Annotated in this window: 12 protein-coding genes; 9 read left to right on the forward strand and 3 right to left on the reverse strand. The window is 41.7% G+C overall.

What is annotated here, in order from left to right; translation table 11 throughout:
- Window positions 1-20: 20 nt before the first annotated feature.
- The gene (locus tag IRQ78_RS00330; protein WP_105173481.1) at window positions 21-518 is read left to right on the forward strand and encodes a YcgN family cysteine cluster protein; all 498 of its coding nucleotides are present in this window, start codon (window positions 21-23) and stop codon (window positions 516-518) included.
- Complete coding sequence (locus IRQ78_RS00335; protein WP_054552060.1) at window positions 518-1,042, forward strand: RNA methyltransferase; 525 nt, start codon at window positions 518-520, stop codon at window positions 1,040-1,042. Before IRQ78_RS00330 ends, IRQ78_RS00335 begins: the two co-directional genes overlap by 1 nt.
- Window positions 1,043-1,068: 26 nt before the next feature.
- On the opposite strand, the gene IRQ78_RS00340 is transcribed toward IRQ78_RS00335, so the two are convergent.
- Window positions 1,069-2,805 carry a hypothetical protein gene (locus IRQ78_RS00340; protein WP_194441050.1) on the reverse strand — a complete coding sequence of 579 codons (1,737 nt, stop codon included), beginning with the start codon at window positions 2,803-2,805 and terminating at the stop codon, window positions 1,069-1,071.
- Between the two features lie 179 nt (window positions 2,806-2,984).
- On the opposite strand from IRQ78_RS00340, the gene IRQ78_RS00345 reads away from it, so the two are divergent.
- The gene (locus IRQ78_RS00345) at window positions 2,985-4,670 is read left to right on the forward strand and encodes a M1 family metallopeptidase (protein WP_228482466.1); all 1,686 of its coding nucleotides are present in this window, start codon (window positions 2,985-2,987) and stop codon (window positions 4,668-4,670) included.
- Between the two features lie 59 nt (window positions 4,671-4,729).
- On the opposite strand, the gene IRQ78_RS00350 is transcribed toward IRQ78_RS00345, so the two are convergent.
- Both IRQ78_RS00350 and IRQ78_RS00355 read right to left on the reverse strand, forming a co-directional pair.
- Window positions 4,730-5,683: a carbohydrate kinase family protein gene (locus IRQ78_RS00350; RefSeq protein WP_194441051.1), complete on the reverse strand. Its 954-nt coding sequence runs from the start codon at window positions 5,681-5,683 to the stop codon at window positions 4,730-4,732.
- A complete protein-coding gene (locus IRQ78_RS00355) occupies window positions 5,683-6,900 on the reverse strand; it encodes an AGE family epimerase/isomerase (RefSeq protein WP_194441052.1) in 1,218 nt (405 codons plus the stop codon). The genes IRQ78_RS00350 and IRQ78_RS00355 overlap by 1 nt, the downstream gene beginning before the upstream one ends.
- A 137-nt stretch (window positions 6,901-7,037) precedes the next feature.
- Between IRQ78_RS00355 and IRQ78_RS00360 the strand changes: the two genes are divergently transcribed.
- From IRQ78_RS00360 to IRQ78_RS00385, 6 genes are all read left to right on the forward strand, one after another.
- Complete coding sequence (locus IRQ78_RS00360) at window positions 7,038-8,309, forward strand: glucose/galactose MFS transporter (protein WP_166340869.1); 1,272 nt, start codon at window positions 7,038-7,040, stop codon at window positions 8,307-8,309.
- A 347-nt stretch (window positions 8,310-8,656) separates the two neighbouring features.
- Window positions 8,657-10,555, forward strand: a complete 1,899-nt coding sequence (locus tag IRQ78_RS00365) for a methyl-accepting chemotaxis protein (protein ID WP_138616700.1) — start codon at window positions 8,657-8,659, stop codon at window positions 10,553-10,555.
- Between the two features lie 19 nt (window positions 10,556-10,574).
- Window positions 10,575-11,654 (forward strand): diguanylate cyclase, encoded by a 1,080-nt coding sequence (locus tag IRQ78_RS00370; RefSeq protein ID WP_228482467.1) that lies wholly within the window; start codon window positions 10,575-10,577, stop codon window positions 11,652-11,654.
- Window positions 11,655-12,260, forward strand: a complete 606-nt coding sequence (locus tag IRQ78_RS00375) for a DsbA family protein (RefSeq protein ID WP_194441053.1) — start codon at window positions 11,655-11,657, stop codon at window positions 12,258-12,260. It abuts the gene before it with no gap.
- Window positions 12,261-12,436: 176 nt separating this feature from the next.
- Window positions 12,437-13,189 (forward strand): DUF3450 domain-containing protein, encoded by a 753-nt coding sequence (locus IRQ78_RS00380; RefSeq protein WP_054552068.1) that lies wholly within the window; start codon window positions 12,437-12,439, stop codon window positions 13,187-13,189.
- A gap of 10 nt (window positions 13,190-13,199) precedes the next feature.
- Window positions 13,200-14,567 carry a MotA/TolQ/ExbB proton channel family protein gene (locus tag IRQ78_RS00385; RefSeq protein ID WP_194441054.1) on the forward strand — a complete coding sequence of 456 codons (1,368 nt, stop codon included), beginning with the start codon at window positions 13,200-13,202 and terminating at the stop codon, window positions 14,565-14,567.
- The last annotated feature ends 3 nt before the right edge of the window (window positions 14,568-14,570 follow it).

The raw sequence follows: 14,570 nt of genomic DNA on the forward strand, positions 1-14,570 counted from the left end.
TAGGGGCTTTGAGTAATACCATGTTAGAAGATCAATTTTGGCTTAAGCGCTCGCTTGAGCAAATGTCACAACCCGAATGGGAAGCCATTTGTGACGGCTGTGGTAAATGTTGTTTAAACACATTTATCGACAGCGAAGACGAAGATGAATTTACCGCAACGGATCAACTTCGCGAGGGTGAAGAACTGATCTTCACTAATATCGTTTGCCAATACCTAGACAACGACACTTGTGGGTGTAGCGAATATGCGAACCGCCAAACTTTAGTTCCTTCATGTGTAAAGCTCACTAAAGAAAACCTCAAAGATATCTTTTTTATGCCGCAAAGCTGTAGCTACCGTCGCCTTTACGAAGGCCGTGGCCTTGCGTCTTGGCACCCGCTACTGAACGGTGGCAGTAAAGATTTAATGCATGAGTTAGGTATTTCTGTGCGTGACAAAACAGTGAAAGACTGTGATGTAGACCTAGATGACTTTGACCTTTACGTGGCCGAGTGGCCAACCAGAGACATTGATTAATGAGCGCCCTTAAAGCAAGCATTGGCTTGTTAAACCCAAAAAGCCCAACCAATGTGGGTGGCGTATTACGTGCCGCGGGTTGTTACAACGCCAAGCAGGTGTTTTTTACTGGTAGCCGCTATTTACGCGCTAATAAGTACCATACTGATACCAAAAATGTGCTTGAGCATATCCCACTTACGCAAGTCGAAAGCCTAGAGCAAGCAAAGCCTGAAGGTGCCACAACGGTGGTGATTGAGCTTGTTGAAGGTGCAACGCCACTGCCTGAATTTAAGCACCCTGAAAACGCATTTTATGTGTTTGGCCCTGAAGATGGCTCGGTTAGTAAAGACGTGCTGAAATGGTGTGATGAAGTAGTGTATGTGCCAACCATAGGCTGTATGAACCTAGCTGCAACTTGCAATGTTGTGCTGTACGACCGACTTGCAAAGCTCGGTGGTATTGAGAGTTCAAACGACACCATTTGCAATAGTCGAGACACCAACAACTCACTTAAATGGCAACAAAAAAAGAGCGCTAAATAGCGCTCTTTTTAGATTCAAACTCAAAATTACTTTTTAGTAATTTGTACGTTACTTTCAAGGCCAATGCCGTTGTCGGTAATGTCTGTGGCAAAATAAACACCGACAGGTTGGTCGCGTAGCGAATCAAGCTCAGCCATTTCTTCATCACTTAATTGACCCGTTGCAGCAATCGTATCAAGCAAAGGTAATAAGATTTTTTGTACGTCGAATGCCATGTTCACAAAGCCATTTTTAGTGACACTTTGCGACTCTAAGGTCTCGGCAATTTGTGCAGATTTATCACCCGTAAAAATCACAATATGATTGCCTTTAAGCGCCATTTTTATATCAAAGTTAAGTGGCACAGGCGATGGAATGTATTCATTGATCAGTACTGCATCACCATTGGCTGGTAGTTTTATGTTAGCAAGCGGCGGTACAAAACCTTGCGCAATTGAATACAAACCATGGGCATCAGTCGCCGATAGGGTAACGATGGCATCAAGCTTGTCTATTTGTGGGCCATTGTAGTCATCGATAGTAAATGCAGCATCTTGAACGCTCACACTCATGCCTTGTACGCCGTTCGCAAAGCCCGACATCATAGCAAGGCCAGCGGTGCTCACTTCTTGCATTTCATTTTGTAGTGCGACAATTGGCCCACAGTTAAACTCAGCTGATTTAATTGCACCGGTTAGTGTATTAGCCAGTGGCAGTACTTTTGCTACATCAATACCATAAGCAACACTCATCATTTGCCCGTCAAGTCCGGTGGTATGTTTTGGCACAAAACCACGGACAGCTTGTAGCGTATTTAGTAAGTCTTGATCTGTGCTTTGCAATACTGCTTTTACGTCAAAGTCAGCGTAGTCAGCGGTAATACGGGTTTTTGTTGTGCCAGATACTGTTGCAGGCCATTTAGCGGCAATGGCAGCAATATCATCTTGACACTCAGGTGTTGAAATCATTGCTAACGCATTCGCTTGTTGGGCTTTATCAAGTAATTCTTTGAGCATTTGGTGTAAGCGAGAGTCTTCTTTGCCAGTTACAGCATTTGCTATACGTTGATGATCAACAAAGCCAACCGAATTACCATCAAGTGAGAAAGTTTTAATAAGCTCAGGTAGTTTTTTAGTTTCAGCCAGTGATTGAGCCGGTTTTTCTACGCCAAGGGCTATACGTAAGTCTTGGTCATTAGAAAGAGCAGTGGTCAGCGTTAAGGTAGCCCAATTATTGTGAGTTGATGCAATTAGGTTGAAGTTATCTAAGCCTTCAAGCTCAATCGCAAAGCGCGTGTAACTTACACCTTCAAGGTTTTCTGTAGTATAAGCAATACCGGCTTCATCAGCAGATTGTTTAATGCTTTTGATAATGCTGCTTTGATCAGCGACCTGAAAACGCACAATCGGCATTAAACCTTGCGCGTACATCATGCCTTTGTAGTCATCACCAAAGCCCCATATCGATTTGAAGGCATCGTAAGAGCTCAATGATTGCTGGTATTTTTCCATCAGTGATGCAAGGAATAGGGCATTCTTATCATCAACTGTTTTAAGCTCAGCAATGATGGGCGTTAAATCGCTCGTGCCTTTCATTGCATCTGGCATAAGCGCAAAGTATTTACTGTACGGAAACGGTTTAAGTTGACCATAAAAAACTGCCGTATCGGCAGGAACGTATGCAAGCTCAGGTAAATCTACATCAACACTGGCTTTATTTTGTGAGTACAACAACGCACCTGCAACAATGGCAATCGCGCCCCCAGCAAGAAGCTTATTATTCATAGGATGAATTCCTTTTTCTAAAATTAGGAGAAAACATACCATGAAAGCCGTTTTCTGACCAATGTTGCTGTTTTAAACGGATTGAATTTTTGTAACAAGTTATTCACCGCAAAGCACAGTTTAAACTTTTAACCTATGTCATATTTTAATAATACAAATAACAACATGGAGTAGATGTTTTGCAGGTAACTCAATTATTTAAAAGCGTGTCAGCCGTTGCTATGACCGCCATTCTAGCGAGCTGTAGTGTTAAACCTTTGCCACTTGATCCAAGCGTTGGTGATACTGGTCAGCCATTATCGGCAGTTGCACTAAAAAGCGATGTGCAATTTTACGACTTATCACTTGAAGTGTTTCCTGATGATAAACGCATTAAAGGGGTGTCGAAAACGCAGTTTAAAATGCTATCTGCAAGCCAATTTGTTGAACTAAAACTTGATAGCCGATTTTTAATCACTGCAATTACCTCAGACGATAAAACACTTAACTATACCCGCAATGCAGGTGTGCTAAACATTGATTTAGGTAAGCAATACCCTGCGGGCAGCACAGTAAATGTTGCTGTGGCCTATGAGGGCAACCCCCATATTGCTAAAAACGCGCCTTGGGATGGCGGGTTTGTATTTGCTGAAACAGAAAGCGGCGAGCCGTGGATAGCTACCGCAGTGCAGGGCGAAGGCTGTGATTTATTCTGGCCTTGTAAAGATCATTTTGCTGACAAAGCCGATAGCATGCGCATAAGGCTCATGGTACCAAATGGCTTAAGTGCAGTAACCAACGGGGTATTGCAAAGCGTAAAACCAGTCGGAGCAAACAAACAACAATTTGATTGGCTGCTATCTGTGCCTGCAAGCGACTATAACATTGCCCTGAACATAGGCCCGTATCAACGTATTGAGCGTAGTTATACTAGTATTAATGGCACTGAGGTTCCGATTGAATTTTGGGCACTTGCTAAACACACACAGCAAGCGTCGATGCTAATAGAGCAGGATTTGCGTTCTCAAGTCGCGTTTTTTGAGCGCTTTTTAGGGCCTTACCCATGGGGGAATGACAAACTGGGCTTTGTTGAAACACCGCATTTAGGTATGGAACATCAAACGATCAATGCTTATGGTAAAAAATATAAGCGTGATGCTGGCGGTTATGATTGGTTATTACAGCATGAGTTAGCTCATGAGTGGTTTGGTAATTTAATGACCCATGAAAAACTCAACGATGCATGGCTACACGAAGGCTTTGGCAGTTACATGCAGCCAAGTTATAGCTTGTATAAATTCGGTGAAGCGGCCTATAACCACAGCATGTATAAGTCGTATTTAGGGCTTAAAAACTGTAAAGCCATTGTTCTTGATGGCGATATAACCTCAGATCAAGCATTCAACCCAGATATTTATGGCAAAGGCAGTTGGACTTTACATACCTTACGCTGGTTAATTGGTGATGAGTTATTTTGGCAAGCCACCCGTGAGCTGCTTTATGGGGTGAACGACACCAAGCAATTGGCTTATCCAATTTCACCACGGTATCGGAATACCGATGAGTTTATTGCTATTGTTAACCGCTTAACGGCGAAAGATTATAGCTGGCTGTTTGATGTGTATTTAAAGCAGGCTCAATTACCGGAACTTGATGTTATTCAATCAGCTAACAGCTTGACGCTGAAATGGAACAAAGACTCTTTGCAAGGTAAGCCATTTCCTATGCCAGTTCCGGTGCAAATAAACGGCTCGTTGCAAACTTATTCTGTTGAAAATGGCGAGATTAGCATTGCTTTAAAAGCGGGGGATCATGTGGTGATCGATCCAAACATGAAGGTGTTTAGGTATTTACCAATTATCGATAAATGTAAAACTGAGCAATAGCGAAGAAGCCCGGCATAAACTACTTTATACCGGGCTTATTACTCAACCTAAACAAAGTTCTAGGCTAAATCGGCAGCGCTAGGTAAAGACGCAAATGCACCATAACGGCTTACTGCAAAAGCGCCAGCTTTAGCTGCATAAGCAATGGTTTGTTCGATATTCTCTGGCGTTTGGCAAAACGCTTTAAAGCTTTGTTTGTTTTCACAGTGCTGACCAATCTTTGACAGCATGCCGCCAATAAACGCATCGCCTGCGGCTGTGGTATCAACTACTTTTGTCGCTGGTGGGCTAACTTGACCTTTAAAGTCTGCGTGATAAAAACTGATTGCTTCGCCGCCATTGGTAACTAGCAAACAGGTTACACCGGCCTTTAAAATGGCATCAATAGTGTGCTGAAGTGGCATTTCTTGATGGCTTTTTTGATTTAAAAACTCAAGCTCTTCAAATGAGAGTTTAACGATATCTGCCAGAGATATAACGTGCCACATTCTGTCAAGCGTATGGCGCATACTTGGCCACAGGTTTTCGCGCAGATTCATATCAAAGCTACAAATTGCGCCAGCTTTTTTCGCCTGCGTTAAACCATAAATTGTTGTTTGATAGATATTGTGCTCAGTCAAACTGTTGCTGCATACGTGCATGATGGCGTGATTTGCAAACATTGCATGCTCAAAGTCGTCCACTCGATACAGTAAATCGGCAGCTGGTGGGCGATAAAAACTAAACGAGCGTTCGCCATTTTCATCGAGTGATACAAACGCCAGCGCAGTTTTCGCGGCATCGGTGAATGTACAGTAATCAGTGTTTACCGCATGCTGCTCAAGCTCTTGTTTAATAAAGTGACCGAACATATCATCGCCTAGCATACCGCAAAAGCTGGTGTTTAGGCCTAGTTTTGCTGCTGCAACAGCCACATTGGCAGGTGCGCCACCTGCGTATTTGGTAAATGACTCTGGTTGTTTACCATCTGATAAAAAGTCGATTAATGCTTCGCCAAAACACACTAAACTCATTATGCATTCCTCAAGGTTAAGGTTCTTAATACTTCGTAGCAGGCACCCATAGTATGGTAGTCGGTTTTGCCTGCTGGCGATTTTTCGTCACTGTAGGGTTGGTTTTGTGCTGATAAAATGCGATACCACGCACCATATTGGTGATCTACCATATGTTGCCAACTGTATTGCCAAATTTTTTCGTACCATTGCCAATAGCTTTCGTCATTTGTGGCATCAGCGAGTAGGGCTGCTGCGGCTAATGATTCGGCCTGCACCCAAAAGTATTTATCGCTATCACAAATTTGTTTATCTGGTGCAAAGCCATAGAAAATGCCCCCATGTTGCTGATCCCATGCAATCCTAAGGGTTTCATCAAACAGGCTTTTAGCGCGCGTTACCAGCCAAGGTTCATCAATATGGCGGTTTAAAATAAGTAACAGTTTTGCCCACTCAGTTTGATGACCTGGTTGAAATCCCCAAGGTCTAAATAAATGCTGCGGGTCATCTTTGTTGTAATCTAAATCGAGTTGCCAATTTTTAGAATAGTGTTCCCAGACAAACTGTTGGCTCTGTGCAGCCAGTTTTACTGTGAAAGTTTCGGCAAGTTGTTTAGCACGTTTTAAATAACGGGTCTCGTTGGTTGCTTCAAAACACATCAGTAAGGCTTCGCATAAATGCATATTGGCATTTTGGCCGCGATAGTCATCTGCACAGCTAAAATCGGCATTTTGCTCATCTAAATAGGCATTATGCTGGGGTTCAAAGTAGTGCTGCTCTAATAAATCCCAAACTTGCGAAAGGGTATTTTTGCAGTCGTTTACCCCTGCTTTTAAGGCTACTGCGTTTGCAAGCATAACAAAGGCAAGCCCGTAGCAATGATTGGTGTCGTCTAACACGGTTACTTTGCCGTTATCATCTTGCTCAATAAGCCAAGCATAACCACCAGATGCTTGTTTATGCGCATGTTCAAGGTGAGCTAAACCATGTTTAGTGAGGCTTAAATATTCTGGCTCTTTAAACTCTATGTACGCCATTGCATAGTTAAAAACAAAGCGGGTGCTCGAGACTAAATGGCGAGTGTGTTTATCGTAGATCGCGCCATTATTTTTAAAGAACTGATAAAAGCCAGCTAAGCCATGGGCTGAATGATCAACACAATGGGGGTGATAAAAAGCAAGGGTATCTTGAATATGCTGCTTAAGAAAATCAGGGCTTTTAAAATTAACTTTGGCCATGGGTTACTAATAAATCTGTGTACATCTTGCAACTATAGCAGGAAATAAAAATATTGGAACGTTCCTAGTAAATCTTTGTGCTATTTTTACTTCAATGTGTAGAATCAAAGGTAACTTGTTAACGGAGTGAAAACCACGTGAGTGAAATAAATACAAACCAATCGTTTGTCGCCGATGGTTCGCAGCAAAATAAAAACTACCTGCTACCACTGACAGCAATGACAACCCTGTTCTTTTTATGGGGTTTTATTACAGTTTTAAATGACGTGTTGATCCCGCGCTTAAAAGGGGTATTCGATTTAACCTACACAGAAGCAATGCTGGTTCAGTTTTGTTTCTTTGGTGCTTACTTTATTGTGTCGCTACCAGCGGGTATGTTGGTTAAAAAAATGGGCTACAAAAATGGTGTACTAACTGGCTTAGTCGTAGCATCAATTGGCTGTATGTTATTTTACCCAGCGGTTGTAGTACATGAGTACTGGTTATTTTTAGGTGCGTTATTTGTATTAGCGGCAGGTATTACCGTATTACAGGTATCTGCTAACCCGTATGTTGTGGCGTTAGGTCCTGAAAAAACGGCGTCGTCACGTTTAAATTTAGCTCAAGCACTTAACTCACTCGGTACCACAGTTGGTCCATATGTGGGTGGTATTTTATTCTTTGGTACAGCAGGCACACTAGCTGCAAACGCGGCCACCGCTGAATCTGTCAAAGTGCCTTACCTCATGCTTGCAGCTGCACTACTGACCATTGCTGTGGTTTTTGCCTTCTTTAAATTACCTGTGATTGCAGAGCACACAGAAGAGCAAGACTGCAAAGCGAAAGGTCACAGCCTAGCTGAGGCACCTCATTTAATGATGGGTGTTGTAGGTATCTTCTGTTACGTCGGTGCTGAGGTTTCAATTGGTAGCTTCTTAGTAAACTACTTTGGCGAAGCGCACATTGCTGGCCTTGAAGAGCATGCGGCGGCAAGCCTAATTGCTTATTATTGGGGCGGTGCAATGGTGGGTCGTTTCATTGGCTCTGCAGCATTGCAAAAGATTGCGCCTTCAAAAGCGTTATTCTTTAATGCCATGATGGTTATTGTATTGCTGTTAGTGACTATATTCACTGAAGGTGATGTGGCGCTTTATTCAGTACTTGCGATTGGTTTATTCAATTCAATCATGTTCCCGACTATTTTCTCTGTTGCTATTGAAGGCCTAGGTTCACTCACAAGTAAAGGTTCGGGTTGGTTATGTTTAGCAATCGTTGGTGGCGCCTTAGTACCATTAGTACAAGGTGTGGTAGCTGACACAGTAAACATTCAACAAAGCTTCTTTGTACCTGTGATTTGTTATGCTTTTATCGCTTGGTATGGCTTAAACGTTGTACGTTTAGCAGATAGCTGGAAAAAACGCATCAACTAAAAATAACTATTAATAAAAACCCCGCACAGAGTTGCGGGGTTTTTTTGTGCCATTTTTTTCTTTAGCCAACAAAATTAGATGACAGAATGATTTAATGAATACGTATTCAGGGGTGATTAAAGCGGTAATTTATAGGAACGTTCCAAGGGGTGTTTTGCTGCTTTTTATTAATGTGGCTTTAGAAGTTGAATGTGCTGCCGTTAATAAAGTAATTGATTTATAAAGAAAGCGTACTTTAATTATAAGTAACGATTTCCTAGTTTTAGCTTAATTTTATAAGACAAATGGCTTTAAATTTGTTAAATATAAAAGTGCTAACAACGAAAAAAATAACAAATAGGTTTGTCATGCAAAGCTCCAAAAGCACTTTGAAATTTACCACCAAGGTAACTGCGGCTGCATCACTGGTTTTAGTGATTGTGCTCGGATTATTTACCGTCAATAACTTCGTCTCTATGCGCAGTCAAACGCAGGAGCAGCTTTCGCTTGTTCTGCAAGAGATTTCTCAATCAGTATCGCAAAATATAGCTAACTGGTTAAACGCTAAATTAGCGATTGTTTCGTCTGTCGCAGACACCTATCAGCTAGGTGATAGTAAAGAGTTAACGCTTAAACAACTAAACACAGCCGACAAAGCAGGTGATTTTAAAAATACTTATATTGGTATCACAGATGGCACTTTTGTATTAAACGACCAATCTGTTGTTTTACCACCCGATTACGATGCTACCAAACGTCCATGGTACAAACTTGTTGAAAATAAAAGCAGTACTGCGTTTACAGCCCCTTATATTGATGTAACTACCAATGAACTAACTATTTCTGCTGTAGCGCCAATGCAAGCAAACGGTGTGTTTAGTGGTGTTGCGGGTGCCGACATCGACATGAAAACGATTACCAAAATCGTCAACGAAATTGACTTTTTAGGGTTTGGTTATGGCTTTTTACTTGATAGCGAAGGGCATATTTTAAGCCACCCAGAAACGAAGTTTATCGATAAAAACATGCGTGACTTATTTGGCAAAGACTTATCGCTTCAATCTGAGTTTGTTGAAGTTCAAATTGATGACTCAGACAAATTAGTATCGTTTACCAAGGTTAAAGGTATTCAAAACGTTGATTGGTATTTAGGTGTAGTTATTAACGAGGAAATAGCTTATTCATCGGTTGCCTCATTTAGAAATATGGCAGCTATTTATATGCTGTTAGGTATTGTCGCGATTGTACTGATGATGCAGTTTTTACTTCGCTACTTAATGCGCCCAATGCAGCGCTTGAACGATGCAATTAAGGATATTGCACAAGGCGAGGGGGATTTAACCCGTCGTCTTGAAGTTGAAAATAATGACGAGTTTGGTGAGTTGAGCCATTACTTTAATGCGTTCATCGAGAAGATTCATACATCAATCGAGCAAGTTAAAAATACCACCGTTGAGCTTGAGCGCTTAGTTGAGAGTTTAGTTAATCAAACGCAAGGCACGCTCGACATGTATGCTGACCAAACAAAGCGTACAGATAACGTAGCAACTGCAATCAATGAACTGACATCGAGTGCGGTAGAAATCTCAAATAGTGCAAGTAATGCGTCAACCTTAGCAACCAGTGCTAATAGCCAATCATTACAAAGCCAATCTGCATTAGCTGATAATTTAACGGCAATTAATGCCTTGTCTCGTAATATGGAGCAGGCGCAAAAAACCATTAATAGTTTAGATGCACACACCGTAAGCATCGGCCAAGTGCTTGAAGTGATCAAAGGGGTTAGTGAGCAAACTAATTTACTAGCCCTTAATGCCGCAATTGAAGCTGCCCGTGCGGGTGAAGCGGGTCGAGGCTTTGCGGTTGTCGCCGACGAAGTACGCCAACTTGCGCATCGTACACAGCAATCAACGCAAGAAATCGAAGACACAATTTCTCAGTTACAACAAGGCTCTGCGTCTGCGGTTGAAGTAATGACTGCAAGTATTCGTGATAGCGAAAAGAGTGTTGAACAAGCACATGTAGCAGGCGATAAAATGGCAGAGGTAACTCGTGCCATTGAGTCAATTGATGAGGTGAACCACAGTGTTGCAAATGCCACGACTGAGCAAAACCAAGTCATTCAAAGTTTAGACAGTGACATACACTCAATTAGCGAGCTTTCTAATCAAGGCCAGAGCAATCTGAATAACACCTTAAACGAGTGTACAAAATTAAAAGCACAGTTTTATGAGCTCGAAAAATTAGTGCTCAAATTTAAAGTTTAGTTGTTAAGAGACTGCAATTTTGGATCAAAACTGGCTTAATGCCATTACTTTAAACAGTGTCGACACGGCGGATAAACAGCGCCGTGCCTTCACCTTATTTACCATGGCTTTTTTTGCCATTGTTTTAATCACTTCGTTGGTGTTATCTAACTATCAAATTTACGCTTTACCATTAACTATTATGTTGGTTGTGAGTGACGTAACCATCGTGCTGTGCATGCTGTATTACTTTCGCACAGGTGCTCTGGTGCCTGTTAGCTGCATTATTTTATCTATTATCTTATTGCTTTGTATGGCCTTAGTGTACACCGGCGGTAAAGAGAATACTGCTTTATATTGGCTAATGTTTTACCCCATTGTGGCTTATGTCACCTTAGGGTTAAAAGTGGGCAGTGTATTGGTTGGGATTATGTATGCTAGTGCAGTTGCACTGCTGTTTAGCCCTAATTTTGGTCAAGCACACTATGGGCAAGTTGAAACTTCACGCTTTTTAGCGTCCTTTAGTTTAGTAATTTTGTTCGCTGCGATTAGCGAATACTTTAGACAAAAAAGCCATCAAAAAATTGCTGGTATTACCTTAATAGAAAAACGCGATGCATTAACCGACCCACTTACTGGCCTTGCCAATCGTCGTTATATTTATGAACATATTCAACCCCGCCTTGAAGCTGAAGCGGCAAACTACTTACCTATGTCGGTATTATTGATTGATTTAGATAATTTTAAGTCACTCAACGATAGTTATGGCCATGATTTTGGTGATCAAGTACTTATTGCATTTACTTCTATGTTGCACGATAAACTGCGAGGAACCGATATAAAAGCACGCTATGGCGGCGAAGAGTTTATTATTTTGCTACCTAAAACAGGGCTAACAATTGCACACTCTGTAGCTGAAAAGTTGCGCGCTTTTGTTGCTCAAAAACAGATCCCCTATGATGTTGGGCAATCTATATCTATAACTTGCAGTATTGGTATTGCCAGCCTTGAAAGGGGAAGCCAATTTAGTAAAGCAATTAAGCATGCTGATGAAAACTTGTATAAGGCCAAAGCAAAAGGGCGCAATCTAGTTGTATCAGGTTTAAGTGAGGTTAATTAAATGGCAAAGCTAATTTATGTTTATGACCCAATGTGTAGTTGGTGCTGGGGCTTCAGAGAAACTTGGTTAAAGCTTCAAGCAGCCATTGGCGACAAACTTGCTATTGAATATAAAGTGGGTGGCCTTGCGCCTGATTCAGATGAGCCAATGCGAAAAGAAATGCAGCAGTTTTTACAGCAAACATGGCAGCGCATTGAGCAGCAACTTGGCACACCATTTAATCATGAGTTTTGGCATACCGCGCAACCGCGCCGTTCTACTTACCCAGCATGCCGTGCAGTGCTTGTCGCAAGGCAGCAAAATAAAGAGCAAGAGATGCTTTATGCCATTCAAAAAGCCTACTACCTAGATGCACAAAATCCATCTGACATCAGCACCCTTGCAAGCCTTGCTGAGCAAATAGGGTTAGAAAAAAACGCATTCCTTAAAGAAATAGAAAGTGAAAAAATAAATTCATTACTTATGGACGAAATAAACCAAGCGAGAAGCTTACCAATTCAAGGCTTTCCGTCTTTAGTACTTGAAAATAAAGGGCTATTTACTGCTGTTCCTGTTAATTATCAAGACTGGCAAAGTACTTATCAGCAAATAACATCTCATATTTAGTTCCCGAAACCCTGCAACTTTTGCCTTATCTTTGCGCAATATAAACTAATTGTTACAGCTGTCATATTTTTGTATTTTTTGCGCAACATGCTTGTCATTTTTCATCGTTATCCTTTCGCACAATAAAACAACCCAACTAGCAAATTAAGCTAACTTAACGAGTAAAGGTGTATGCGATGAAAGGCGTTAAACCACTGATTTTAGCAGGTATTGTAGCGGCATCTGCAGCAGTACATGCAAACGATCTAGATAAAGTAATTGATAAAAGCAGCGAGATAAACAAATCTGCGGCGCAATCACAAACTAAAATCGACAAGATTGCAGATTCAATGCAAGGTCGTTTACAACAATTCAAAGCCCTTAATAAAGAAATTGACGGCTTAACTGTTTATAACGCGCAACTTACTAAGCAATTAAATAACCAAATTGCAGAAATGGACGCGTTAAACGAGTCAATGGATCAGGTATCAGTTATTGAGCGTCAAATTACGCCATTAATGATGCGTATGATCACAGGTCTTGAGCAATTCGTTGCACTAGACGTGCCTTTCTTAACTGAAGAACGTAGCAAGCGTATTGCATCATTAAAAGAAATGATGGACCGCGCAGACATTACTTCAAGTGAAAAATTCCGCCGCTTACTTGAAGCTTACCAAGTAGAAGTAGATTACGGTCGCACTATCGAAGCGTACACATCATTACTGAATGTAGATGGCCAAGAGCGCGAAGTGGATTTCTTACGCATCGGTCGTTTAGAACTTATTTATTTAACACGCGACGGCAAAAAAGCAGGTAGCTGGGATAAAGAAACAAAATCGTTTGTTGAATTACCAGATTCTGCAATCAGCCAAATCAACAAAGGTTTACGCATTGCACGTAAGCAACTTGCCCCAGATATGTTAACACTGCCAGTCCACGCTGCTGAATAAGAGGTTTGAGATGAAATTATTAACGAAAATGACAAAAATGGCCGTGTTTGCAGCTGGCCTTGGTTTTGCCGGTAGCAGCATAGCAGCTGAGCCAATGGATTTAGACTCATTACTAAAAACATTAGAGCAAGGTAAAGCACAGCAAAGCGCTGAAAATAAACAACGTGAACAAGAGTTCATGGCGCGTCAAAACGAACAAGTACAAATGCTCAAAGATACACAAGCAAAACGTACTGCAATGCTTAACGAGTCGGAGCGCTTAGAAACTCAGTTTGAAGAAAACGAAGTAAAGCTAGCTAACTTAACAGACACGCTTTCAAACCGCATGGGTTCACTTAAAGAGCTATTCGGTGTGTTACAACAAGTAGCGGGTGATTCAAGTAATAAATTCATGACGTCAGTTGTTTCTGCAGAGCTTCCTGGTCGTAGTAACTTCATGGATGAGCTGGCACAAAAAATGGGTTCAACGTCAAAGCTTGCTTCTATCGATGATATCGAAAAAGTATGGTTTGAATTACAGCGCGAAATGACTGAGCAAGGTAAAGTATCTCGCTTTACAACAGATGTTATCGTCGAAGGTGGCAGCAAAGCACAAAAAGAAGTGGTGCGCGTTGGTGCATTTAACTTAATCGCAGATGGTAAATACCTAGAGTACACACCAGCTACAAATACAATCAGCCAGCTTACGCGTCAGCCTAGCAGCCGTTACACAGCAACGGCTGCTGATTTACAACAAGCAAACTCAGGTGTTGTACCGTTTGCACTTGACCCAACTGGCGGTTCAATCTTAGGTCTTTTAGTACAAGCACCAGATACTGAAGAGCAAGTTCACCAAGGTGGTACGGTTGGTTACATCATCTTAGGTGTTGGCTTAATCGCTTTACTAATCGCACTTGAGCGTTTTGTATCTCTAATGATTATGGGTAGCAAAATCCGTCGTCAACTTAAAGACACAGTGGCACGTGATGACAACCCACTTGGTCGCGTAATGAAAGTGAAAGATCAGTACCCAGATGTAGCGTACGACACGCTTGAGCTTAAATTAAGCGAAGCAATCATTCGTGAAATGCCAAAAATTACTCGTAACCTGACGCTAATTAAGATTATCTCTGTGGTAGCACCACTACTTGGTCTACTAGGTACGGTAACCGGTATGATTAACACCTTCCAAGCAATTACCTTGTTTGGTACAGGTGACCCTAAACTAATGGCGGGTGGTATTTCTCAGGCACTTGTAACAACGGTACTTGGTCTGGTTGTGGCTATCCCTACAGTATTCTTATACACACTTCTTAACACGCGCTCTAAAAACATGCTGTTGATTTTACAAGAGCAAAGCGCAGGTATCATCGCAGAGCGAAGCGAGAAAGGAGCATAAATC

The sequence above is a fragment of the Pseudoalteromonas simplex genome (assembly GCF_015278155.1).
Taxonomy (GTDB): Bacteria; Pseudomonadota; Gammaproteobacteria; order Enterobacterales; family Alteromonadaceae; genus Pseudoalteromonas; species Pseudoalteromonas simplex.